General features: G+C 75.1%; 21 protein-coding genes and 1 other RNA gene. 8 read left to right on the forward strand and 14 right to left on the reverse strand.

Features of this window, described 5'->3' with window-relative positions:
* The first annotated feature begins 6 nt into the window (after positions 1 to 6).
* Positions 7 to 1251 (forward strand): acyltransferase family protein, encoded by a 1245-nt coding sequence (locus ACZ7MY_RS00945; protein WP_499598427.1) that lies wholly within the window; start codon positions 7 to 9, stop codon positions 1249 to 1251.
* A 1-nt stretch (position 1252) separates the two neighbouring features.
* Here the strand turns inward: ACZ7MY_RS00945 and ACZ7MY_RS00950 are convergent, their stop codons facing one another.
* The 5 genes from ACZ7MY_RS00950 to ACZ7MY_RS00970 all read right to left on the reverse strand — a co-directional run bounded on the left by ACZ7MY_RS00950 (position 1253) and on the right by ACZ7MY_RS00970 (position 7649).
* Complete coding sequence (locus tag ACZ7MY_RS00950) at positions 1253 to 1834, reverse strand: hypothetical protein (protein ID WP_499598429.1); 582 nt, start codon at positions 1832 to 1834, stop codon at positions 1253 to 1255.
* A 252-nt stretch (positions 1835 to 2086) separates the two neighbouring features.
* Entirely contained in the window at positions 2087 to 3316 is a 1230-nt protein-coding gene (locus tag ACZ7MY_RS00955) for a patatin-like phospholipase family protein (protein ID WP_499598432.1), read from the reverse strand.
* Positions 3309 to 4571 (reverse strand): hypothetical protein, encoded by a 1263-nt coding sequence (locus tag ACZ7MY_RS00960; RefSeq protein ID WP_499598434.1) that lies wholly within the window; start codon positions 4569 to 4571, stop codon positions 3309 to 3311. Before ACZ7MY_RS00960 ends, ACZ7MY_RS00955 begins: the two co-directional genes overlap by 8 nt.
* A gap of 6 nt (positions 4572 to 4577) precedes the next feature.
* A complete protein-coding gene (locus ACZ7MY_RS00965) occupies positions 4578 to 5807 on the reverse strand; it encodes a hypothetical protein (protein WP_499598437.1) in 1230 nt (409 codons plus the stop codon).
* Between the two features lie 12 nt (positions 5808 to 5819).
* Positions 5820 to 7649, reverse strand: coding sequence for an Hsp70 family protein (locus tag ACZ7MY_RS00970; protein WP_499598439.1), 1830 nt, complete (start codon positions 7647 to 7649; stop codon positions 5820 to 5822).
* A 155-nt stretch (positions 7650 to 7804) separates the two neighbouring features.
* Between ACZ7MY_RS00970 and ACZ7MY_RS00975 the strand changes: the two genes are divergently transcribed.
* Positions 7805 to 9634, forward strand: a complete 1830-nt coding sequence (locus ACZ7MY_RS00975; protein WP_499598441.1) for a helix-turn-helix domain-containing protein — start codon at positions 7805 to 7807, stop codon at positions 9632 to 9634.
* Between the two features lie 2 nt (positions 9635 to 9636).
* On the opposite strand, the gene rnpB is transcribed toward ACZ7MY_RS00975, so the two are convergent.
* From rnpB to ACZ7MY_RS00990, 3 genes are all read right to left on the reverse strand, one after another.
* Positions 9637 to 10037, reverse strand: an RNA gene (rnpB, locus tag ACZ7MY_RS00980) — RNase P RNA component class A.
* A gap of 34 nt (positions 10038 to 10071) precedes the next feature.
* On the reverse strand, positions 10072 to 10641 hold the full coding sequence (locus tag ACZ7MY_RS00985; protein WP_499599314.1) for a Uma2 family endonuclease: 570 nt from the start codon (positions 10639 to 10641) through the stop codon (positions 10072 to 10074).
* 102 nt (positions 10642 to 10743) lie between these two features.
* Complete coding sequence (locus tag ACZ7MY_RS00990) at positions 10744 to 12189, reverse strand: RNB domain-containing ribonuclease (protein ID WP_499598443.1); 1446 nt, start codon at positions 12187 to 12189, stop codon at positions 10744 to 10746.
* A gap of 65 nt (positions 12190 to 12254) precedes the next feature.
* Here ACZ7MY_RS00990 and yaaA point away from each other — a divergent pair, with 65 nt between their 5' ends.
* Positions 12255 to 13037, forward strand: coding sequence for a peroxide stress protein YaaA (gene yaaA, locus ACZ7MY_RS00995; RefSeq protein ID WP_499598446.1), 783 nt, complete (start codon positions 12255 to 12257; stop codon positions 13035 to 13037).
* A gap of 811 nt (positions 13038 to 13848) precedes the next feature.
* A complete protein-coding gene (eda, locus tag ACZ7MY_RS01000) occupies positions 13849 to 14484 on the forward strand; it encodes a bifunctional 4-hydroxy-2-oxoglutarate aldolase/2-dehydro-3-deoxy-phosphogluconate aldolase (protein WP_499598449.1) in 636 nt (211 codons plus the stop codon).
* On the opposite strand, the gene ACZ7MY_RS01005 is transcribed toward eda, so the two are convergent.
* The 3 genes from ACZ7MY_RS01005 to ACZ7MY_RS01015 are packed head-to-tail and all read right to left on the reverse strand — an operon-like array spanning position 14470 to position 17254.
* Positions 14470 to 15651, reverse strand: coding sequence for a bifunctional RNase H/acid phosphatase (locus tag ACZ7MY_RS01005; protein WP_499598452.1), 1182 nt, complete (start codon positions 15649 to 15651; stop codon positions 14470 to 14472). The genes eda and ACZ7MY_RS01005 overlap by 15 nt on opposite strands.
* On the reverse strand, positions 15651 to 16394 hold the full coding sequence (locus ACZ7MY_RS01010; protein WP_499599316.1) for a zinc ribbon domain-containing protein: 744 nt from the start codon (positions 16392 to 16394) through the stop codon (positions 15651 to 15653). Before ACZ7MY_RS01010 ends, ACZ7MY_RS01005 begins: the two co-directional genes overlap by 1 nt.
* Positions 16391 to 17254 (reverse strand): Nif3-like dinuclear metal center hexameric protein, encoded by an 864-nt coding sequence (locus ACZ7MY_RS01015; RefSeq protein WP_499598455.1) that lies wholly within the window; start codon positions 17252 to 17254, stop codon positions 16391 to 16393. Before ACZ7MY_RS01015 ends, ACZ7MY_RS01010 begins: the two co-directional genes overlap by 4 nt.
* Positions 17255 to 17434: 180 nt before the next feature.
* Between ACZ7MY_RS01015 and ACZ7MY_RS01020 the strand changes: the two genes are divergently transcribed.
* Complete coding sequence (locus ACZ7MY_RS01020) at positions 17435 to 18565, forward strand: hypothetical protein (protein ID WP_499598458.1); 1131 nt, start codon at positions 17435 to 17437, stop codon at positions 18563 to 18565.
* A 60-nt stretch (positions 18566 to 18625) separates the two neighbouring features.
* Positions 18626 to 18805 (forward strand): hypothetical protein, encoded by a 180-nt coding sequence (locus tag ACZ7MY_RS01025; protein ID WP_499598460.1) that lies wholly within the window; start codon positions 18626 to 18628, stop codon positions 18803 to 18805.
* Positions 18806 to 18821: 16 nt separating this feature from the next.
* On the opposite strand, the gene ACZ7MY_RS01030 is transcribed toward ACZ7MY_RS01025, so the two are convergent.
* Genes ACZ7MY_RS01030 through ACZ7MY_RS01040 form a run of 3 tightly spaced genes read right to left on the reverse strand, consistent with a single transcriptional unit; the run spans position 18822 to position 21728 of the window.
* Positions 18822 to 19760, reverse strand: a complete 939-nt coding sequence (locus ACZ7MY_RS01030) for a 3-oxoacyl-ACP reductase (protein WP_499598463.1) — start codon at positions 19758 to 19760, stop codon at positions 18822 to 18824.
* Positions 19761 to 19779: 19 nt separating this feature from the next.
* Entirely contained in the window at positions 19780 to 20856 is a 1077-nt protein-coding gene (locus ACZ7MY_RS01035; RefSeq protein WP_499598466.1) for a Zn-dependent alcohol dehydrogenase, read from the reverse strand.
* Between the two features lie 26 nt (positions 20857 to 20882).
* Positions 20883 to 21728, reverse strand: coding sequence for a MaoC/PaaZ C-terminal domain-containing protein (locus ACZ7MY_RS01040; RefSeq protein WP_499598468.1), 846 nt, complete (start codon positions 21726 to 21728; stop codon positions 20883 to 20885).
* Between the two features lie 243 nt (positions 21729 to 21971).
* On the opposite strand from ACZ7MY_RS01040, the gene ACZ7MY_RS01045 reads away from it, so the two are divergent.
* Together ACZ7MY_RS01045 and ACZ7MY_RS01050 are read left to right on the forward strand one after the other, a co-directional pair.
* Positions 21972 to 22904: an ABC transporter ATP-binding protein gene (locus ACZ7MY_RS01045; RefSeq protein WP_499599318.1), complete on the forward strand. Its 933-nt coding sequence runs from the start codon at positions 21972 to 21974 to the stop codon at positions 22902 to 22904.
* Positions 22904 to 23635 (forward strand): ABC transporter permease, encoded by a 732-nt coding sequence (locus ACZ7MY_RS01050; protein WP_499598471.1) that lies wholly within the window; start codon positions 22904 to 22906, stop codon positions 23633 to 23635. Before ACZ7MY_RS01045 ends, ACZ7MY_RS01050 begins: the two co-directional genes overlap by 1 nt.
* Positions 23636 to 23656: the final 21 nt, after the last annotated feature.

The raw sequence follows: 23656 nt of genomic DNA on the forward strand, positions 1-23656 counted from the left end.
TGCCCCATGGCCGACGCACGCGAGGCGGGAGCCCCCGCGGCCCCGCCGCGGCCGGCGGCCGGTGCCGGCAACGGCACCGGCACCGGGACGCACGTACCGGGTCCGCGGGGCTCCGCCTCCGCCGCTCCCGCCGCCGCGCCCACAGGGGGCGGGGGCGGGGGCCGGGACCGCTACCTCGACCTGCTCCGCGCCCTCGCCCTGGTGCGGGTGGTCGTCTACCACACCTTCGGCTGGGCCTGGCTGACCCTGCTCTTCCCCTCCATCGGCATCATGTTCGCCCTGGCCGGGTCCCTGGCGGCGCACTCGCTGCAGCGGCCCGCGCTGTCCGTGGTGCGCGGCCGGCTGCGGCGGCTGCTGGTGCCCTTCTGGCTGTTCGCCGCGGCCGTGACCGTCCTGATGCTGCTGCACGGCTGGCGGCCGCACTCCTGGCACCGGATGCTGCTGTGGATCCTGCCGCTGGCGGACCCGCCCGGCACCGCCTGGGCCGAGCAGATCATCGCCCCGCTCTGGTACATCCGCACCTACCTGTGGCTCGTGCTGCTGTCCCCGTGGCTGCTCAAGGCCTTCCGGGCGGCGCCGCGCTCCTGCCTGGCGGCGTGCGGCGCACTGGTCGTCCTCGCCCAGTACGACCGGCTGCCGATCGCCGAACCGGCCCTCACCCCGGTGGTCGACCTGGTCACCTTCGCCGCCTGCTGGCTGCTCGGCTTCGCGCACCGGGACGGCCTGCTGGACGCCCTGCGGGCCCGCACGGTGGTCGCCGCCGCCGCGCTCTGCCTCCTCGCGGGCGGCTGGTTCGCGTACGCCCACCCCACCGACGAGGGCATCGACCTCGGTGAGATCCCGCTGGCCCAGGCGCTGTGGTCGGCCGGTTTCGTGCTCCTGCTGCTGCGCTTCCGGCCGCGCCGGATGAGCCGGGTGCCCGGCGCCGACGGAGCGGTCGGACTGCTCAACGCCCGCGCCGTCACCGTCTACCTGTGGCACGAGGTCGCGCTGTTCGCCAGCGTCCCGCTGATCGACCTGATGTGGGACGTGCCCTTCTTCGAGGCCCATCTCCCGCTGGACGCGACCTGGTTCCAGTTCCTCGTCGTCTGGCCGCTCATCGGCGCGGCCGTCGTCCTGGTCGGCTGGACCGAGGACCTCGCCTCCCGGCGCCGCGCGCGCCTGTGGCCGGCGGGCGCAGGGAAGCGCGGCGGAAAGCGTGGTGGCAGACGCGGCCGGCGGGCCCGCGGCCGCGCCGCCGGGGCCCGCTGAGTCAGCGCGGCGCCCGGACGTCGTCCGCACCGGGACCGGGCGGCGTCCGGTCCCTCCCGCCGAACAGCAGGACCCCGCCCGCCAGGCCCCCGAGCAGCCAGACGAGGAGCATCGGCGTCGTCCGGCCGAACGCGAAGAGGGCCGCGAAGGCGACGAGCGCCCCCATGAGCACGACCACGGCCGTCCGCCGGACGCCGCCGCCCCGCGCCCACTCGACGCGGAGCAGGCCCGACCGCCGCCAGAACGTCCACAGCGCCAACCCGCCGGCGAGGACGCCGAACAGGGCCAAGGGGAGGGGCGGCCGGGGCATCGGCTCCGGCGCCGCCGGGTCCCGTACGGACATGAGCAGGCCGGACACCAGGGCCACCGGCCCGGCGAGGGCGAACACCCCCGCGACGAGGCGGAGGAACCCGACCCCCACGGCCGGCGGCCGGCTCCCGCCGAACGGCAAGGAGCGTGCGGACATCGCGTGGAAGCGACGCGCCGCACCCCGGAAGTCGGTCGCGACGATCAAGCCGAGGCCGGTCGCCCCGAGCCCCCACACCAGCAGGAAGAACCCGCCGCCGTCACCGCCGCCCGCCATGTGGGCTCCTCTCCCCGGGACCACCGCCACGACGAGGCTGGCAGGCCGGCGGGGCCGCGGGCATTGCCCGTTCCCGGCAGTGTTCTCGCGCGTCCGGCGCCGGATCGGCGGCGAACGGCGCCCGCCCCGGCCCCGGCGCCCGGACCGGCCTGCGCACGTCGCCGACGGCGTCCACCGCCCGGTGACCGCCTGCCCCCGGCTTCCGGGCACCCACCGCGGCGCCTGCGGCAGGGCCTCCCGTGACCCCGCGCCTCACGGGCCGCCGCGCAGCCGGCGGCCCTTGTCGACGACCCGCTGCACCGCGTCCGCCATGAACTCCTCGGCCGCGCGCACCTCGTGGGCCGCGCCGAGCAGGCCGGCGGTCCTGGCGAGGAGGCGCTCGGTGTCCTCGTAGCCGCGGGCCCGCAGCCGTTCGAAGGTCGCGGGTGAGAAGTCCAGCAGCCCGCTGGGGGTGCCCAGGGCGCCCTCGGGGGTGAGCGGGCGGGACGGGCGGACGCGCAGCAGGGTCAGCCCGGGGTGCTCGATCTGCCGGACGGTCTCGCCCGGGGCGAGCTGCACGACGATGACGATGTCGCAGCGGTCGAGGTCGGCCAGCGCCCGGATCGGCGTGTTGTCCCGGCCGAGCATGCCGTCGCGGTAGTACTCCCCCGCGACCTGGCGCGGCGCGAACAGGAACGGCAGCGCGGCGCTGCCCAGCACGGCCTCCTTGATCTCCGCGTGCTCCAGGCCGTTGAGGTGCAGGATGCGCGAACGGCTGCCGAGGAGACCGGCCAGCCACTCGGCGGCCATCTGGCCGGCCCTCAAGTGCGGCAGCGGGTGCGGGGCCAGGACGGGGTACGCCGCGACCCGCATCGTGACGGCCGCGGGGTGCCGCAGCGCGGCCGCGTCGATGGCGTCGTCGGCGAGCCGTTCCAGGTCGCCGTGGGCGCCGAGGAGGCGCGCCACCCGGGGCGCGAGGTTGCCGAACCTCTGCAGCAGCGACTCGGGGACGGGCCCGTCCGGGCCGGCGCCGGAGCCGAACGGGGCGTCGCCCATGCGGGAGGTGAAGTCCCGCCAGAGTGCCGCCAGCCGCGCCGCCCCCTCCCGCAGGGACGGCGCGCCGGCCAGCGCGACCCCGTTGAGCGCGCCGATGCTGGTCCCGGCGATGGCGGTGATCCGCGCGCCGTGGTGGGCCAGGCACTCGACCGCGCCCACCTGGTAGGCGCCCTTGGCGGCGCCGCCCGCCAGTACCAGCCCGAACCGGTGCGAGGCCGTCCCCTGTGCGGTCTCCCACCGGTCCGGCGCCGGTACCACCCCCGTGCCCGGGCCCGCCGCCGTGCCGTACTCCGGCAGCGGCGCGGACCCGATGCCCGCGGCGCGGCGCCGCAGGTCCCCGAAGCGGTCCGGCCGCGGACCGCCCCCGTCGTGGGGCCCGATGCCCGGACCGGGTCCGGCGGGCCCGATGCCCCCCGACCCCCGGACCTCCCCCTGGTGCTCAGGCATCGGGCCCTCCCCCTTCCCCCGTCCCCCGTCGCTTCTCGGTCTCGGTGCGCAGCGCGGCGCGCGCCTGGCGGGCGGCGTCGGCCTGTTCGTGGACGACGCCGCGGACGAACTCCTCGTGGGTCACCGCCGGTACGTGGCCGCAGTCGCGCCGGGCGTCCTCGACGGCAGCCCGGGCCGGGTCGTCCGGACGGCGCGCGGGCGGCCGGGTGGACAGGTCCAGCGCGCGGGCGACGGCGTAGCCGATCGGCCGGTGCGGCGGCCGGAGCCGGGCGGACAGGCCGATGCCGGCGACCTCGGCGACCATCCGCCGCTCGTCGGGGTCCGGCATGTCGGCGATGATCCGCTCCAGCAGGGACCGCACCGGCCTGCGGTGCGGCACGGGCAGCGGATCGGCGGCCGGGGTGCGGCCGCCGGGGGCCGGCCGCGGGCCCCGGGCGCCGCGTGCGGTCTCCTCCGCCACCCGGTAGGCCGGCGCCGGGGGCGTGGGCGGCCCGGGTTCCGCCACGGGCCTGGCCGGCCAGTACGCCTCCGCCCCCGCCGCCGCGCGGGGGTCGGCGAGGATGTCGTCGGCCAGGCGCTCGCGCCAGCCCTCGTCGCCCGTGACGAACTCGTGCAGCCCCTGCCGCCCGGTCGCGCACTCCCGGGCCAGCAGCAGCACCTGGCACGGCCACGGCAGCCCGGCGTAGGCGCCCTGGTGGCGCCAGCGCCGTACCGCCGTGTCGCCGTCGGCCCAGGCGGACTGCCACAGTTCGGTGGCGAGCACCCGCCGGTCCAGCTCCAGCAGGGCGCGGGCGTGGGTGTCCAGGATCCGCTCGTGCCCGTCGAGGCGTTCGTCGATCTCGGCGAACCTGCGGTCCACGGCGTCGATGAACTCGGCCAGCACGGCGGCCAGTTCGCGGATCTCCCGGAACGCCTGGCGGTTGGCCTCGCGCAGTTCCAGCACGCTGTCCTGCAACTGCTCGACCTCCATGGCGAGCAGGCCCACCGTGAGGTCGGTGAACGCGAGGTGCCGGGCGGTCTCCTGGGCCCAGGCCACCATCCGGCGCTGGGTGAGGGCGAGCGCGGCCTGCGACTCCAGGGCGCGCTGCCGGTCCTTGCGGTTCCAGCCCAGGATGACCCGGCTGAAGAAGCCGTGCTCGACCCGGGCAGCGGTCAGGTTCTCGGCCGTCTCCAGGCCGTCGACGATCTCGGCCAGTGCCCGGTTGCCCGCGATCGGGATGCGCCTGCGCAGTTCCCGCAGGTCGACGTCGCGCACCCCGGATCAGCCCTTCCCGCCGCGCAGGGCGAACACCGTGGGTTCCAGGACGCGCAGTCCGGCCGCCCGGTACGCGGGGCACACCACGAACGCGACGGGCCGACCCGGCTCGCAGGTGGGCCACAGGATGTGGTGGTCGGGGTCGGCCGTGGTGCCGGCGGGCAGGTCGAAGACGAACTCGACGGGGTGGCCGGTGGCGGCCATGGCCCGCAGCAGGTCGCCCGCCTCCTGCCCGACCCGGTCCAGCAGCCTGCGGCCGCGCCGGTCCGGCTCGATCCGGCCGCCGTCGGTGACGATCCGGTTCAGCTCCGCCAGGTCCGGCTCGCCGGTGCCGGTACCGAAGAGCGCGCCGCACATCTGCCGTACCAGTTCGGCCTCCCGCAGCACCACGTCGTCGCCGCCGTCGGCGGCGGTGCGCGGACCGATCACCTCGGGGAGGCGCTGGGTGAACAGCGCCTTGAGCCGGTCGGCGAACGCGTAGTGGCTCAGGGCCCGTTCATCGGTCAGGTCGGTGCGCTCGCTGACCTGGCCGGCCCGCATGAGGTCCAGCACCTCGTCGTGGTCGGCGAGTCTGCGCGCCGCTGCCTCGGCCGCCGCCTCGCCGGCCCCGATGCGTGCGGAGAGGGAGTCGTGCAGGCGCGACAGCCCGTCGATCCGGCTGAGCGCCGACTCCACGCGCCCGGCCAGCTCCTCCAGTGCGGCCTCGGCGGCCTCGGCGCGGGCAGGGAGCCCCGTCAGGGCGCCGATGCGGGCCCCGAGGCGGGCCTCGCGGCGGGCGGTGTCCTGCTCCAGCGCGGTCAGCCGGACCTCCAGCTTGTCGAGTTCGGCGATCCGGTCCAGCAGTGCGGACAGCCGCTCCCAGTCGGCGCGCGGCACCGCCACCGTCGCGGGGGTCCTGGCGGGTGCCCTCCCGGAGCCCGCCCCCTGCCGCTGCGGCAGCGGCTGACGCTGCCCCTGTCCCTGTCCCTGTCCCTGTCCCGGCCCCTGCCCCTGCGCCTGCCTCCGGTCCTGTTCGTGGTCCGGCCCCTGGTCCTGCCGTGGTGGCGTCCTCGGCGGGGTCCGCCGCTCCGCCGTCCCGGCACCGCTGTCACGGCCACCACCGCCGTGCCCGGCGCCGGCGTCCTCGTCGTCCCCACGGTCGCCGGCGGGTGTCGCCGGCTCCGGCTTCCGGAACCAACCGCGCATGCTGTCCCCCTCCTCCTCGGCGCGTTCCTCGCTGTCGTCCGCACCGCTCATCTGCCGTCGTCCCTACATGCGGTCGAAGTCGACACGGACCTTGTGGCTGCCGCCGGTCGCCGGGTCGAAGGCCTCCACCTCGATCTCGGAGCGGCCGAAGTAGAACAGCAGCCGGATGGGCCGCTCCCGCAGCGGCCGCCCCACGGTCTCCCCGATGTCGACGGTGAGCCGGCCGATCTCCTCGCAGCCGTCCTCGTCCACGTAACGGGGCTCGGCCTTGACGGTGCGGTGGATCCGCAGCTCGATCTGGGTCTGGTCCTCCCGGGTGGGGAGGATGGTGAACGGGAACGCGTCCTTCACCCGCACGCTGTCCAGCCGCCGCACGGCCACCGCGAAGCGGCCCACGCAGAGGATGTCGCCGTCGTCGTCGCGGAACATCCGCATCGGGGAGTCGATGCTCTCCTCGAACAGCTTCGAGGTCTCGAAGCCGTAGGTGTACTTGGCCTGCCGCGACAGGAACACCCGCGGGTTGTAGGCGAAGTGCGTGGCGCCCTCCAGTACCGCCAGCGCCGGGTCCGGCGGCACCAGGATGCGGTGCCGGGACCCGAAGTGCCGGTGCATGCGCTCCCGCAGCCACTGGGACTTGGCGAACCCGCCGACCAGGACCAGCGTCTCCGACCCCGTGGCGCCCGCGCCCGCGGCCTCCCCGCTGGTGCGGCGAATGGCGGCGAGCTGCTCCTCGACCTTGTCCAGGATGCCCTCGACCACGCTGTCCAGGAGGACCTCCACCTCCTCCGGCGCCAGCACCAGCCGCTGCGGGCGGCCGCCCGCCTCCTCCGTCAGCCGGGCCCTGGTCCCCTCGTCCAGCAGCTGCCACACGGTGACGGGCAGGTCGATCCGGACGGTGTCCATGATGTGCGGGGTGCCGTCCTCGTCCCACTCCACCTCCGCGGTGGTCTTGGCCCGCTCCCACTGCTCGGACAGCTCCAGCAGGTCCCCCGAGTGCTCCCGCTCCAGCCGCTTGAGCAGCTCGGGACCCAGCCGCTTGCCGAGGGCCTGCTCACGGAAGGCCTGGTTGACGTACTCCGAGCCCAGTCGGCCGCCGGTGGCCACGCCGATCTCGCGGAGCGCGATGAGCTCCGCCGCGTCGCTGGAGGTCTCGTACGCCGTGATGTCCACGGTGCCGCCGCCACAGTCGACGACCATGAAGCGGAAGCCGTCCACGTTCAGCTGCAGCCGGTCGCGCATGCCGGTGCCGTCGGTCAGGTCGGCCATCCGCAGGTAGCAGTAGAGCGCCGCGGCCTCCGGCTCGATGGACGGCAGCAGCCGCTCCGGGTCGTCGGGGAAACCGGCCTCCACCGCCGCGCGCCGCATCGCGGCCCGGTCCTCGTCGTCCCAGATCGCCGGGACGGTGATGCACCAGCGGATCTCCCGCTCGGCGTAGCCCGCGTCCTTGACCTGGGCGACGGCCAGTTCCCTGATCTCCCGCAGGTAGGCCGTGATCAGCTCGCGCACCCGGCCGCGGTCGCCGAGGTCGACGATGCCGCCGGTGGTCGGCATGTCCACCGGGCCGCCGTCGTCCTTGAGCGCCATCTTGAACGCGTAGGCGTAGCCCAGGCCGTCCGTCCGGCCCGCGTCGGAGGCCTCAGACCACTGCTTGCGGGCCTTGTGGCCCCAGGCCACCGTGGTGCCCTCCGCGTCGACCAGCAGCGCGGTCAGGTTCTTCGGGTAGTCCACACGGTGCTCGGGGAACCGGCTGTAGAAGGTGATCCGCCGGGACTGCGGATCGTCGTTCAGCGGGGTCACCACCGACCAGGCGAAGCCGGTGCCGTGCGTGCCGAAGTCGACGGCCGCCACCACCTTCGGCCTGGCCGCCGCCCCTGGCGTCCCGAAACCGCTCATCGGTCAACTCCCCCCGGTCGAGGGGCGTCCGTACCCGCCCCGCACCTGACAGGCTCCCCCAATTCCGTAGTTATCCGGAGGGCCCGGGTGTTGCCAGGGCATATTTGGCAACAGTGGCCGGGCAGGCACCGGGCGACGGAAGACGGAGGCGGCCCTTGCAGGCGCAACAGAACGGCTTCGGGCAGGAGTTGCGCCGCAGGCGCCAGGCGGCCGGGAGGTCGCTGGGCGAGCTGGCGGAACGCGTGCCGTGCAGCCGCAGCTTCCTGAGCCGGGTCGAGAACGGCCAGCGCCGCCCGACGTACGAACTGGCCGAGAGGTGCGACGACTTCCTCCAGGCCGGAGGCGAACTCCTCAGCCTCGCCCCGCTGCCGCGGCCCGCCCGCGGGCCCCGGGGCGGCAGCAAGGAGCGGGACGGCGTCCGCGGCCCGGCCCGTACGGCGTCCAAGCTGGTCGACCGCACCGCCGCCGCGCCGCCCGACGCCCCCGCCCCGGCCTCCGGGTACGGCGAGGAGTTCGACCGGCTGGTCCGGCGCGGCGACCTGCGGCACGCCGCGGGCCGGATGCGCGAGGCGGACCGCTGCTACCGGGAGGCGCACCGGCTGGCCGACGGGCAGCCGCGCGCCCAGGCCCTGGCCGTGGTGCGGATCTGCCGCCGCTGGTCCGACCCGGGCCAGGTCGACCGGGAGCTGCTGCACCTGATCGGCGACAGCCTGGCCGCCCTGCGCGACGACCCCGCTCCCGAGGCCGGGGCACTGCGCCTGCAGCTCAACGCCCACCGGGCGAAGAAGCTGTCGATGGCGGTCAGCGCCGACACGGCGGTGGCCCAGGCGGGCCCGGACAGCGGCGCGGCCCTGGCCCGGCACACACTGCACGGCCTGGACCGGGCGGACTCCGCGGGCGCCGGCGGTGTCGGTGAGGAGGTGCGCTGCGAGGTGCTGACCGAGTGCCGCTGGGGCCTGTACGACTTCGCGCCCGCCGCCGCCTCCCTGACGCTGTCGGAACGGCTGCGCGACGCCGCCGTGCGCCAGGGCTCCGCGCACTTCCGGGGCGAGGCGCTGATGGCGCTGGCCGTGGACCAACTGCGCATGGGCCGGGTCTACCCGGCACTGTCCACGGCCCAGGAGCAGCGCCGGCACGCCGCCGCGAGCCGCAGCGAACTGGCCCGCTGGCAGCAGCGCACCCTCGACACCACGCTCGACCTGTGGCGCGGCCGGTTCGCGGCCGCGGCCGACTGGATCCTGCGGGAGTCCGCGGAGTACGCCGACCGGCTCGCCGCCGACCTCGACGTACCGGCCGGCAACTTCCGGCAGACTCGGATGGGACAGGCGTACTGGCTGCTGCGCGAGCAGGGCCGGATGCACGAGCTGTTCGCGGGCGGCCTCGCCGACGACGTCCAGGAGCACGGCTACTTCCCGGTCTGGCGGGCCGGGCTCGTCCTCGCCTTGTGCGAGACCGGCGCCCTGGACCAGGCCGCCGACCAGCTGCAGGCCTTCGCCGACGACACCGACGGCTTCCGCGCCCTGCCGCCGCACGGCTGGGCGGTGCCCACGCTCGCCCTGCTCGCCGAGGCCTGCGCCGCGATCGGCGACCACGCCGGACTGCGGCCCCTGGTGACCCGGCTGCGCGAACGGCTGGCCCCGCACAACGGCACCGGCATCGCCCTCGCCGGCTGGCCCACGGTGCTGGTGACGCCCACGGCCCAGGCCTGCGGTGTGCTCGCCCTGGCCGCCGGGGAACCGGACGCCGCCCTCGCGCACTTCCGCCTGGCCGCCACCCCGGCCCGTACCTCCGCCCCGCAGCTCGCCCGCCTCCGCCTCTGGCAGGCCCGCGCCCTGCGCGCCTCCGGCCGCCCGGAGGCCGCCGCCGAGGCCCGGCGCGTGCTGCGCCCGGCCCACGCGGTCGCGGAGGAGTACGGGATGGCCCGGCTGGCCGGGGAGTGCGCGGCCCTCCTGGCGGAGGCCGGCGGGGCCGGCGCGGTGGGGTGAGGCAGACGAGTCGAGCTGTACGCCGGGTTCTGTCCCAGGTCGGCCTCGCGGCCGGCCGGGCGACGGCCATCCATCTAGGGCCGGCGTTGCCGCCGGCCTCGTGCGGTCTACCCGCGGACTCGGGCGGGCAGCCCTCGAACGTCCGCGCAGGACCGTCTCGCGACGGCCCCTCTTGACCTTGCTCCGGGTGGGGTTTACCTAGCTGCCCAGGTCACCCTGGGCACTGGTGGTCTCTTACACCACCGTTTCACCCTTACCGGGAGCCTCGCGGCCCCGGCGGTCTGTTTTCTGTGGCACTGTCCCGCGGGTCACCCCGGGTGGGCGTTACCCACCACCCTGCCCTGTGGAGCCCGGACGTTCCTCGGCAGGACCAGGGTCCTGACGCGGCCGCCCGCTCGGCTCGTCTGCCGTGCCGACCATCGTAGTCGACGGGAAGGTCAGCCGAACTCCGAGGTGTCGAGCTCGAAGGAGAACGGCGCGGGGAGCGCGATCGACTTGCCCACGGGCACCCGGCAGTGCTGCACGTAGTCGTCGTCCACCGGCTCGGCGAACAGCGTCACGGCGCCGTTCTCACGGTCGATCAGCAGGTGCAGCGGAATCGCACCTTTGGCGTAGCAGTGGCGCTTGGTCCCCCGGTCCCGCTCGGGCCTGCCCGAGGTGACCTCCACGACCATGGCGACGCCTTCGCAAGGCATCCACGTGCTGTCGTCGTCGAAGAGGTCGAGGTCCAGCGGCGCGAACGTCACGTCCGGAATGAGGTGGTTGCGCGGGCACAGGCCACCCCGTGGGACCTCCCGGCCGCAATTGCCGGCGAAGTCCATCTCGGTCGCCGACTTGTGCGTCACCTGCCGGACGAACCGGCCGATGTTCCTCTCGTGCCGCGGGGAGGGCGGCGGACTCACGACGATTTCCCCTTCGATCAGCTCGGCCCGGAAACCCTCCGGGGTCTCCAGCGCCAGGAAGCCCTCCAGGAGAAGTTCCTCCTGTGACAGCGGCTCGTGCGGCATAGCGGTCATCGCGCCCCTTCCTGGTCCGGCAGCGAGCGTAGGGATCCGGGGGGTGGTCGCAGATCCGTACGGAGGCCTCTCACCCGATCGTGGCACACGGAGCTACGCCGGCGTGAAAAGCACCGTGTGGCGGCCCGGGTCGGCCTGGGTGAGGCGGACGGGGAGCGGTTCGCCGAGCGGGAGGGGGGCGGCGCCGCCGCGGACGCGGCCCACGACGGCCGGGTCGCGCAGGTGCACGGTGCCGGCGGTCGGGTCGGAGTCCTTGACGTCGATGACGTAGGCGTCGAAGACCTCGCCGACCCGGTCCTTGAGCAGGGCGGCCTCGACCAGGTCGACGGAGGCGCTCTCGATGGTGCCCGCGAAGTGCGAGCCGCCGCGCATGTCGCGGGGCAGGTCGCGGAAGGCCGCCTCGACCCACTCCGGCGGCTCCTGGCCGGCCACCGCGGCGAGGCAGAACTCGGCGGCGTAGCGGTCGACGAGCCGCCGCAGGGGCGCGGTGCAGTGCGTGTACGCGTCCGCCACGGCGGCGTGCACGGCCGGCTCGGCGGGGTGGCCGGGCCAGAAGGGCGTGTAGTCGGCGCCGCGGAACAGGCTGGTGGCCTCGTGCAGGAAGGCCGCGTGGGTGGTGCGCTCCGGGTCCAGGGTGCGGACGAGCTCCGCGTACGAGGTCATGTGCGGCCAGTCGATGCGCAGCGCCGCCGCGACCCTGCGCAGCCGCGCCACCTCCCCCTGCGGGGCGACCGGGAGCGTACGGAGGATGCCCGTGCCGGAGCGCAGCATCACGCCGGCCGCGACCATGCCCGTCAGCAGGGAGATCTGGGCGTTCCAGGCGTCGACGGGCAGCGGCGCCCGGTACCGCAGCGCGTAGCCCCCGTCGAGCTCCACGACCTCCTGCTCGGGCACGTTGAGGGAGATGCCGCCGCGGGCCCGCTCCTGCTCCTCGCGCAGCCGTCCCACGGTGCGCAGCAGCGCCACGGGCTCCTCCGCGGTGCCGGCGTCGATCGCGTGCTGCACGCCCGCGTAGTCGAGCCGGGCGCGGCTGCGGACGAGCGCGCGGCGCACGTCGACGTCGGTCACCGTGCCGTCGGCGTCGAGGTCGATCCGCCAGAGCACGGCGGGCCGGTCCTGCCCGGCCAGCAGACTGGCCGCCCCCTCACCGAGCACGTCCGGGTGCAGCGGCACCCGGACGTCGGGGAAGTACAGGGTCTGCACCCGCCGGTGCGCCTCGGCGTCCAGCGCCCCGCCGGGCGCGACGAATGCGGCGGCGTCCGCGATCGCGTACGACACCCGGTAGCCGCGGCCGCCCTCCCGGGCGGCGATGTGCATCGCCTGGTCCAGGTCGAGGGACCCGGGCGGGTCGACGGTGAAGAACGGCACATCGGTGGCGTCGTAGGCGGGCAGCCGGGGATCGCGCGCGGCCTCCGCGGCCTCCGCGAGCACCGCCGCCGGGAAGTCCCGCCGCACGTGCAGATCGGCGCGGAGCGCGTCCAGCGCGGACCGCAACCGGACTCCGTCGGCGGTGGTGACGCGCAGGGGACGACGAGGCATGGGGTGAGCCTAAGTCGCACGGTCGTAGGCTGCACTGCACCGGGGAAACGTGAAGGAGAACAACTGTGCTCGTCCTGCTACCGCCGTCCGAGGGCAAGGCCACCGACGGCACCGGCCCCGCCGTCGACCTGGGCTCCCTCTCCCTGCCCGGGCTCACCACGGCCCGCGCGACGGTGCTGGACGAACTGGTCGGCCTCTGCGCGGGCGGCGACGAGGACAAGGCCGCGGAAGTCCTCGGGCTCAGCCCCGGGCTGCGCGGCGAGATCGCCCGCAACGCGGGGCTGCGCGAGGCACGGACCCGGCCGGCCGGCGAGATCTACACCGGCGTGCTCTACGACGCGCTCGGCCTGGACACCCTGGGCGCCGCCGCCCGGCGCCGCGCCGCCCGGTCCCTGCTGGTCTTCTCCGGGCTGTGGGGCGCGGTCGGCATCCGGGACGCGATCCCGGCGTACCGCTGCTCGATGGGCGTGCGGCTGCCGGCGCTCGGGGCCCTCGCGACGTACTGGCGCACGCACCTCGCCGAGGCCCTCCCGGACGCCGCGGAGGCCGCGGGCGGCGGCCTGCTGCTCGACCTGCGGTCGTCGGCGTACGGGGCGGCGTGGAAGCCGGCGCCGCGCAGTGCGCTGGCGGGGCGGACGGCGACGGTGCGGGTGGTGCAGGCGGAGACGCGGAAGGTCGTCAGCCACTTCAACAAGGCGACGAAGGGGCGGATCGTGCGGGCCCTCCTGGAGTCCGGGGCCCGCCCCGAGGACCCGGGCGCGCTGGTCGTGGCGCTGCGGGACCTGGGCTTCACGGTGGAGGTGGCTGCGCCGGGGCGGCTCGACGTGCTGGTCACCGACGTCCACTGAGTTGTGTGCCGGGTGGGTTGTGGTTGCGGCCCGTTGTCGTGTGCGGGTGCGTTGTGGTTGCGGTTTGGGGTTGCCCGCCCGCCCTCCCGATTGCCCGGCGCGGTTGGTGCGGGCCTCGCGCGGTTCGTGGTGGGCCGGGGTCGGGGCCTCCGGGTTGGCATTCTGTACCGCATATTCATGTGCATGGCGGGCGGTACTTGTCGGGCCGTCTGTGCCGCACAACAAATACACGTCAGCGTCCAGAACGCCCACCCCTACGACCCCGCCCCCTCCGTTTCGTCGGGCGACAACGGCCGGTGGGTGGTGAGAGGGCGGTCCGGGGGCGCCGCACGCGCCCTACTGAACGCCCACGACCGTCAGGCGCACTGCGGACCAGAGGGGCTCGGGGGGCTCGGGCGGATGACGCCCCCACCACGGCGCGCACCACGTCTCGGCCTCCGGCCAGGGGACCCCCGCAGGGGGCAGCTCCCAGCGGTGCCGGGAGGGGCTCACCCCATCACCCCCCCTCCGGCCGTCATGCGCCCACACGACCGGAGGGGGTGTGGCGGGGTGCGCCCGGAAACGACGAGCGGCGGACCCGGGCGCCGAATGACGTAGGGCCAAACCGCGAGCGTTGAGGACGTGCGCCGGCGCGGCGCCGACCCCAACACAACGTGCGCAGGCCCGCACCAACCGTGCCGGGCAATCGGGCGGGAGGGTGGGAGACAGCCCGCCGCAGGCGCAACGGACCCGCACACAACAACCGGGCAGCACGGCGCAGCCGTTGCGCAGCGTGCAACGCACGTTGCGGAGGGCACAAGGGACCGGCACGATGCGGCGCATGGTGCTGAACCTCGCCCCCGTGATCCCGGTCGTGACGCTGGAGGACCCCGCGGACGCACCCCCCCTCGTCGGGGCGCTGGCCCGCGGCGGGTTGACCGCGGTGGAGATCACGCTGCGGACCCCCGCCGCGCTGGACGCCGTCGCCGCGGCCACGCGGGCCGTGCCGGAAGCGGTCGTGGGGGCCGGGACCGTACTGCGGGCGGAGCAGGTGGGGGCGGCGGTGCGGGCCGGGGCACGGTTCCTGGTGAGCCCGGGGTGGACGGACGGCCTGGTCGACGCGATGACCGCCTCGGGGCTGCCGTTCCTGCCCGGGGTGTCGACCGCCTCCGAGGTGCTCGCCCTTGCCGAACGCGGCGTGACGGAGCTGAAGTTCTTCCCCGCGGAGGCGGCCGGCGGCCCGGCGTACCTGAAGGCGCTGGCCGCCCCGCTGCCGCATGTCCGGTTCTGCCCGACCGGCGGCATCGACGCGGCCCGCGCGCCGGCCTACCTCGCCCTGCCGAACGTGTCCTGCGTGGGCGGCAGTTGGATGGTCCCGCAGGACGCCCTGCGGGACCGTGACTGGGACCGGGTGGAGCGGCTCGCCCGCGAGGCGGCCGCGCTCACCGCGCCGTCAGCGCAGGTGTGACGTGTCGTTGAGCAGCCTCAGCGACGCGTTCCCGTCCCCGTAGTACGCCACCGCCGACAGCGCCGCCGCCGACAGCTCCATCCGGAACAGCGACTCCGGCGGGGCCCCGAGGGCGAGCCGGACGAGGGTCTTGATGGGCGTGACGTGGGTGACCACCAGCACCGTGCGGCCGGCGTAGCGGGCGATGAGCTTGTCCCGGGCGAGGGAGACCCGGCGGGCGACGGCGGCGAAGCTCTCCCCGCCGGGCGGGGCGGTCTTGGCGGAGCCGAGCCAGGCGTCGAGTTCGGCCGGATGGCGTTCCTTCACCTCGGCGAAGGTCAGCCCCTCCCAGGCGCCGAAGTCGGTCTCGCGCAGCCCCTCCTCGACGCGTACGTCGAGCCCGAGCCGGTCCGCGACGGTCTGCGCGGTCTGCCGGCAGCGGGCCAGCGGCGACGTGACGACGGCCTGGACGGTCCCGCGGGCGGCGAGCGCGTCGGCCACACGCTGGGCCTGCCAGCGGCCCTTCTCCGAGAGCTCCGGGTCGTCGCCGCCGCTGCCGGAGAAGCGCTTCTCCGCGGTGAGCGGGGTCTCCCCGTGCCGCAGCAGGACGAAGGTGGTGGGCGTGCCGAGGTCGGCCACCGCCGCCCAGCCGACGGGCGGGGCCTTGGGGGCCTCGTCCACCGGCTCGTCCGCCAGCGCAGCGGCCGACGTGGCGGCGGCCGGCGCAGAGGAAGAGGCGAGCGCGGCGACGGACCGGCCGGGCTCCCACTGCTTGCCGCGCTTGCCCGCGTCCATCGCCTCGTTGGCGAGCCGGTCGGCGTGCTTGTTCTTCTCGCGCGGGATCCACTCGTAGCTGACCTGCTCGGCGGGCAGGACCGTCTTCGCCTCGGCGGCCAGCGGCCGCATGTCCGGGTGCTTGATCTTCCAGCGGCCGGACATCTGCTCGACGACCAGCTTGGAGTCCATCCGCACCCGCACCCGGGCCTGCGGGTCGATCGCGTGGGCGGCGCGCAGCCCGGCGATCAGGCCCCGGTACTCGGCGACGTTGTTGGTGTGCGTGCCGATGAACTCGGCGGCCTCGGCGAGGACTTCGCCCGTGGCGGCGTCGCTGACGACGGCGCCGTAGCCGGCCGGTCCCGGGTTGCCCCGGGACCCCCCGTCGGCCTCCACCACGAACGTACGGGCCATTACAGGCCCGACTCGGGGGTGCGGACGAGGATGCGCCGGCAGTTCTCGCAGCGCACGACCTCGTCGGCGGCGGCCGCCCGCACCTCGTTGAGCTCGGTGATGTTCAGCTCCAGCCGGCAGCCCTCGCAGCGCTTCTGGTAGAGCCGGGCGGCGCCGACGCCGCCGGACTGGGCGCGCAGCTTGTCGTAGAGCTTCAGCAGGTCGGCGGGGACCGAACCGGCGATGATCTCGCGCTCCTTGACGACCGTGGAGCCCTCGGCGTCGATCTCCTGCAGCGCCGCGTTGCGGCGCTCCCCGGACTCGCCGGCCTTGGCCTGCACGGACTCCAGGCGCCCGGTGAGCTCCTGGACCCGTTCCTGCAGGCCCTCGCGGCGTTCCATGACCTCCAGGACGACGTCCTCGAGGTCGCTCTGCCGCTTGGCGAGCGAGGTGATCTCGCGCTGCAGGTTCTCCAGGTCCTTCGGGGAGGAGACCGCACCGGAGTCCAGCCGCTCCTGGTCGCGGACGGCACGCTTGCGCACCTGGTCCACGTCCTGCTCGGCCTTGGTCTGCTCGCGGGCGGTGTCGCTCTCCTCGGTCTGGGCGGCGACCAGCAGGTCGCGCAGCTGGGTCACGTCGGAGTTCAGGCGCTCGATCTCCGCGTGCTCGGGAAGGTTCTTGCGCTTGTGGTCCAGCTGCGCGAGGCGCGAGTCGAGGGACTGGACCTCGAGCAGTCGGATCTGGTCTGCGGGCGCGGCTTTCAGCGGGGGGCTCCTGAGGTCGTGGGTTCGTCGAGGGGAAGTGCCGGGGCGTGGGCCGTCCACGGGTCGGTGACGGTGCGCGACACGTACGTGCGCAGCGTCCAGCCGTGCCGTTCGGAGACCTCGTCGAGGCGGCGCGCGGCCTGCTCGCACCAGGGCCACTCGGTGGCCCAGTGGGCGGCGTCGACGAGCGCCGGCGGTCCCGCCTGCTGCGCCTCGGACGCCGGGTGGTGGCGCAGGTCGGCGGTGAGGTAGACGTCCACCCCGGCCCTGCGCACGTCGTCGAAGAGGCCGTCGCCGGAGCCGCCGCACACCGCGACGGTACGGACCGGCCGCTCGGGGTCGCCGGCGACGCGCAGCCCGGTCGCGGTGGCCGGCAGGCCGGCCGCCGCCCGGCGGGCGAACTCCGCCAGCGTCAGCGGTTCGGGCAGCTCGCCGATCCGGCCGAGGCCGCGGCGGCCGGCCGGGTCGGCGGGGTCGGGCACCAGGGGTCCGGTGACGCGCAGGCCGACGGCCTCGGCGAGGGCGTCGGAGACCCCGGGGTCGGCCCGGTCGGCGTTGGTGTGCGCCACGTGCAGCGCGATGTCGTGTCTGATCAGGCTGTGCACGACGCGGCCCTTGAAGCCGGTGGCCGCGACCGTCGTCGTCCCGCGCAGGTAGAGCGGGTGGTGCGTGACCAGCAGGTCGGCGCCGGTGGTGATCGCCTCCTCGACGACCTCCCGGACCGGGTCGACGGCGAACAGCACCCGGCCGACCTCGGCGTCCGGGTCGCCGCAGACGAGGCCGACGGCGTCCCACTGCTCGGCCCACGCCGGGGGCCAGAGGGCTTCGAGGGCGGCGATGACGTCGGACAGTTTCGGCACGGGTCGAGGTTACCGCGCCCGTGGCGGACGGCCGGAATCCCGGCCTGGTCATGAGCACACCGAGCATCCGAAGTCCGACGGAACGGGACGAGAGCCACCCTTACGTGTGAAGACCACCGACTCGTGTCGGGCGGCCGGGCGTGCGAAAACTAGCGTCGTGGCCCGGAGGTGAGCCACACCATGACAGCCTGCGCCACCGAGACCACCACCGTGCGACGGGCCGGGTTCACGATCGCCGCGGACGGCTCCTACGCCGCCTGCCTGGCCCAGGGACCCGACGGGGACGACGGCTGGTACCCCGAGCGCTGGACGCTCGGCGGGCCGGAGCCGTACACCGTGCCGCTGCCCGGCAACCAGCCCGAGGAACAGTGCTCCGAGGTCCTGCCGCTGCCCGACGGCCGCGTGCTGATCCTGCGCCGGGTCGCCGACCGGCACGACCTCGCCCTGCTCTACCCGACCGGCCCCGGCACCGGCGAACTGCTCGTCGGCTCGCTCCCGGGCGGGGACGCGCGGGCGCGGCTGCTGCCTCCGGTCGCCTCCGGCGAGGTGTACGCGCTCACCTACGACCCGGCGCGGGAGGTGTCGGCGGTGTGGCTCGTGCACGACGACCGGGACCTGCGGCCGCGCCGGCTGGCGGAGGTCCCGGGCCGCTGCGGGGGCGGCGCGTGGCTGGACCGGGCGGGGCGGCTGCTGGCGCTGGACCGCGAGGCGGACGGGGCGGTCAAGACGGTCGCCGTCGACCTGGAGCGGGCCGGGGCGGTGAGCCCGCTGCTGCAGATCACCGACGACAGCAACGACCGGCTGCTGCTGGCGGAACCGGACAGCGGGTTGCTGATAGTGCGCAGCGACGCCACCGGCGAGGACCGGATCGGCTGGGGCGTGCTGGGCAGCCGCCGGCCCATGCGGTTCGCGGAGTGCCTGCGCGTGCCGGACGCGGTGCTCACCCCGTTCGCGGCCCAGCCCGGGCAGGTGCTGATGCCCGAGGCGTGCGCGGTGGCGCTGCGCGCCGACGGCCCGCACGGCACGTCGCTGGCGGTCTGGCGGCCCGGGGAGCGCCGCGCCACCTGGCTGTCGGCGCCGGAGGGATGGCTGCCCGGGGCGGGCCTGTGGTCGGCCCGCGGGGTGCTGCGCCTGCCGTACGCCTGCGCGCACTGCCCGTGCGGCACGGTGGAGTACGAGGCGCCGCCCGCGGTGCCCGTGCCGTTCCCGCTGGGGAGCGCGGCGGAGGGCGCTCCTCCGGAGCTGCCGGAGGCCGCGCGGACCAGCCCCGTGCTCCCGTTGCAGAAGGCGCCGATGGCCACGGGATCTTGAATGGGTAAACTCCTGCGGCGTTCCGCGCACCCTGCAAGCTAGTCGACGGAGAGTCTCCTCATGTCCGATGCCCGACACGACACCGCCGCCGAGGCCCGCCTCGAGGACGGTTCCGCCGAGGGCCTGCACGCCGGCCGCCACCGCGGTACGGCTTCCGCCCAAGACGACAACGCCCAGGTGGTCGAGGCGCCGCACGGCCGCCACCGCCGTCCCTCCGGGCCCCCCGCCATGGAGATCTGACGGGCCCGGGCCCGTCTCAGCCCTCGTGGCGCAGGGCCAGGACGTCGGTGGCGGCGAAGCCGTCACCGGGGTCACGGACCGCCCAGTAGGGGGTGAGCAGGTCGTCCAGCTCGTCGTGGGTGAACGCGTCCTTGGCGGTGTCGAACCTCGCCGCGACGCGGGGGCGGTCCATCACCGCCACCATCCCGCCGTGCACGACGAACAGCTGGCCGGTGATCCGGTCGGCCGCCGGTGAGGCCAAGTAGCCGACGAGCGGGGCGACGTGCTCCACCCCGAGCGGGTCGGGCCCGTCCGCGAGACGGCCGAGGCCCGCGAAGACGTCCTCGGTCATCCGGGTCCGCGCCCGCGGGCAGATGGCGTTGACGCGGACGCCGTACCTGCCGAGGGCGGCGGCCGTCGACGAGGTGAGGCCGACGATGCCGCCCTTGGCGGCCGCGTAGTTGGGCTGGCCGGCCGAGCCGGCGAGGAACGCCTCGGACGAGGTGTTGACGATCCGGCCGTAGACCGGGGAGCCCGTCGCCTTGGCGCGCTCGCGCCAGTGGGCGGCGGCGAACCGGGTGGTGGCGAAGTGGCCCTTGAGGTGGACCCGGACGACCGAGTCCCACTCGTCCTCGGTCATCGAGAACACCATCCGGTCCCGCAGGATCCCGGCGTTGTTGACCAGGACGTCGAGCGCGCCGTACGTGCCGACCGCCAGCCGCACCAGGTCCTGCGCCTGGTCGAGGTCGGCGACGTCGCCGTGGTGCGCCACCGCGTGGCCGCCGGCGGCGGTGATCTCGGCGACGACCTCGTCGGCGGGGCTCGCCGACGCCTCGCCGGAGCCGTCGCGGCCGGACTGCCCGTAGTCGTTGACGACCACGTTGGCGCCCAGCCGCGCCAGTTCCAGCGCCTCGGCCCGGCCGAGGCCGCGTCCCGCCCCCGTGACGACGGCGGTCCTGCCGTCCAGCACGCCCATGCGTCCTCCCGTCCCGGTGTCAGACCGCGATGCAGGTGCGCAGGGCCTCGCCGCTGCGCATCTGGTCGACGGCCTCGTTGATCTGGTCGAGCCGTACACGGTGGGTGATGAGGCCCTCCAGGTCCACGCGCCCCGCACGCCAGAGGCGGATGACGCGGTCGTAGGAGCGCAGGACGTCGCCGCCGCCGTACAGGGAGGGCAGGATGCGCTTCTCGTCGAAGAAGAGCTCGAACATGTTGACCTGCAGGAGGTCGTCCATCGCGCCGGCGCCGACGACGCAGAGGGTGCCGCCGCGGCGGGTGGTGTCGTAGGCCGTGCGGGCCGTCGCGCTGCGGCCGACGACCTCGAAGACGTAGTCGAAGCCCTCGCCGCCGGTGATCCGGGCCTTGGCGTCGGCCAGTTCCTCGGGGGCGACCGCGTCGGTGGCGCCGAGGCGCAGGGCCGCGTCGCGGCGGGTCTGCACGGGGTCGACGGCGATGATCTCCGAGGCGCCGGAGGCGCGGGCGCCCTGGATGACGCTGATGCCGACGCCGCCGCAGCCGATGACGGCGACGGAGGAACCGGGGGTGACCCGCGCGGTGTTGAGCGCGGCGCCGATGCCGGTCGTGACGCCGCAGCCGATGAGGGCGGCGATCTCGTACGGCAGGTCGTCGGGGATGGGCACGGCGCACGAGGCGGGGACCACGACCTCCTCGGCGAAGGTCCCGGTGCCGGCGAAGCCGAACACGTCCCCGGCGGGACGGCGGAAGTTGGGGGTGCCGGCGTTCATGAACCCGGCCAGGCACAGGTGGGACTGGCCGCGCCGGCACGCCGGGCAGGCGCCGCAGGCCGGGAGCCAGCAGACCAGGACGCGGTCGCCGGCCGAGAGGCCGCTGACGCCCTCGCCGGTCCCGGTGATCTCCCCGGCGCCCTCGTGGCCGGGGACGAAGGGCGCGGGCTGCGGCAGGACGCCGCTCATGGCGGACAGGTCGGAGTGGCACAGTCCGGTCGCCCGCAGCCGGATGCGCACCTTGCCGGGGCCGAAACCCACCGTCTCGACGTCGTCGACGACCTCGAGCTTGTCCTGGCCGATCTCCTGCAGGAGTGCTGCGCGCATGCGTGTTCCCCTCTCCCCTCCGGGACTTACGAGTGCTCGACGACGGTGTCGGCGAGGACCGGCGCGTCGTCGCGTTCGACGGCGGTCGCCGACGCCAGGACGCGGCCCTGCTGCGACCACATCCGGATGCGCAGGGTCTCGCCGGGGAAGAAGACCCCGGCGAAGCGGGTGGAGCAGGACGTCACACGGCTCGCGTCGTCACCGAGCAGGGTGTCGACGACGGCCTTGAGCGTGATGCCGTAGGAGCACAGACCGTGCAGGATCGGCCGGTCGAAGCCGGCCTGCTTCGCGAACCCGGGGTCGGCGTGCAGCGGGTTCCAGTCGCCGGAGAGCCGGTAGAGCAGGGCCTGGTCCTCGCGGGTGGCGCGCAGCACGGTGCGGTCGGGCGCCCTTCCGGGCGGTTCGGTGCGGGCGGAGGGCCCGCGGTCGCCGCCGAAGCCGCCCTCGCCGCGGACGAAGATCTGCGCGTCGGAAGTCCACAGCGGGCCCTGCTCGTCGGCGACCTCGCGGCGCAGCACGATGACGGCGGCCTTGCCCTTGTCGTACACGTCGACGACGCGCGTGGTCTGCCGCGCCCGGCCGCGGACGGGGACCGGGCGGTGCACCTCGATGCGCTGGGCGCCGTGCAGGACGGCGGCGAGGTCGATCTCGATACCGGGCAGGGAGAGCCCGCCCCGTGGTTCCCCGGTGGCGGCGGAGCCGCCGGCGACGGTGGCGAAGCTGGGCAGGACCTGCAGGCCGGGGCCTTCGAGTGCGTAGCCGAGGGCGTTCGCGCCGAGGCCCAGGTGGTAGAGGATGACGTCCCGGTGGTCCCAGACGAGTTCGGCGCTGCGGGCTTCGGCCGAGGTGGCGGCGGCGACGTCGATCGGCATGTCCGGCGGCTCCTTCGCTGCGCGGGGGCCCTGGCGCGGCCGTCCGCACCGTCGGCCCCGCCAGGGCGCGTACTAGAACGCGTTCTAGCCAGCCCATGTATAACGCATCGCCCGGGCCCTGGGAATAGCTGACGCATCGTCAGAGCGGCTTCGCACCAGTGACATTTGTCCTGCCAGGGTCCGTACATTCCCCACTGACCCGCCGCGGGCCCTGGCCGTAGTGTCGGTGACATGACGACGACAGTGAGTTTCACCAGGGCCGTCAAGACGTTCGGCGCGGTACGCGCGGTGGACGGCGTCGACCTGGAGATCCGGCGGGGGGAGTCCGTCGCACTGCTCGGCCGCAACGGCGCGGGCAAGTCCACCGCGATCAGCCTGCTGCTCGGGCTCAACGAACCCGACGGCGGCGAGGTCCGGCTCTTCGGCGGCACCCCGCACACCGCGGTCCGCGCGGGCCGGGTCGGCGCGATGCTGCAGGACGGCAGGCCGATCCCCCGGGTGACCGTCCGGGAGCTGATCACCTTCGTGGCACGCACCTACCCCGACCCGCTGCCCGTGGCCGAGGCCCTGGAGCTGGCCGGCCTCACCGAGGTCGCCGGCCGCCGCGCCGACCGGCTCTCCGGCGGCCAGGCGCAGCGGGTCCGCTTCGCCGTGGCCCTGGCCGGCAACCCCGAGCTCATCGTGCTGGACGAGCCCACCGCCGCCCTCGACGTCGAGGCCCGGCGCGCCTTCTGGGACTCGATGCGCGCGTACGCGGCCCGCGGCAACACCGTGCTGTTCTCCACCCACTACCTGGAGGAGGCGGACGAGAACGCCGACCGCATCGTGGTCATCGACCGCGGCCGGGTCGTCGCCGACGACAGCGGCGAGCGCATCAAGCGCGCCGTCGGCGGCAACCTCGTCTCCTTCGACCTGGCCGGGGCCCCCACCGAGGGCCTGCGGCAGCTGCCCGGCGTGGTGTCCGTGGAGGTCCGCGGCGACCGCGCCCTGCTGCGCTCCGCCGACTCCGACGCCACCGTCGTCGCCCTCGCCGACCGCAGCATGGTCCGCGGCCTGACGGTGACCGCCGCCAGCCTGGAGGACGCGTTCCTCTCCCTCACCGCGCAGTCCCCCGCCCCGGACGACGCGCCCACCACCGCCAAGGACACCGCCGCCCTCGCCGAGGAGAAGGTCTGATGCTGCTCGCCTACGTCTCGCTGGAGATCCGCCGCACCCTGCGCGACGCCGGATTCGTGATCTTCGGCGTCGGCATGCCCGTCATGATGTACCTGCTCTTCACCAACCTCGGCGTCTCCGGCTCGGAGGACGACAAGGCCGCCTCGCTGGCCGCCATGATCGGCATGGCCGCGTACGGCGCGCTGGGCTCGGCGGTGTCCACCGGGTCGAGCGTCGCCGAGGACAAGGGCCTCGGCTGGCTGCGCCAGCTGCGGATCACCCCCATGTCGCCGCTGTTGGTCGTCACCGGCCGCTGCATCAGCGGCTCGGTCACCGTGCTGCCCGCCATCCTGGCCGTCCTGCTGGCCGGCGGGCTCGTCAACGGCGTCGAACTGCGGCCCTGGCAGTGGGCCGCCGTCGGCGGGCTGCTGTGGGTGGGCACCGCCCCCTTCACCCTGCTCGGGCTCGGCAACGGCTACCGGCTGTCCGGGCAGACCACCGGCGTGGTGAACATGGCCTGCAACCTGGGCCTGTCGGTGGTCGGCGGGCTGTGGATCCCCTCGTCGGTCTTCCCGGACTGGCTGCGGGCGGTCTCCGAGTGGACCCCGTCCCAGCGCTTCGGGCAGCTCGGCTGGAGCATCGCGGACGGCGCGGTCCCGCGGACGGGTACCGTCGCCGTGCTCGCCGCGTGGACGGCCGTCTTCGGCGCGTACGCCGTGTACGCCTACCGCCGCTCGGCCCGCACCCCGTGAACCCCACCGGCACCGTGGAAG

This window comes from Streptomyces sp. NPDC111520, assembly GCF_055635295.1.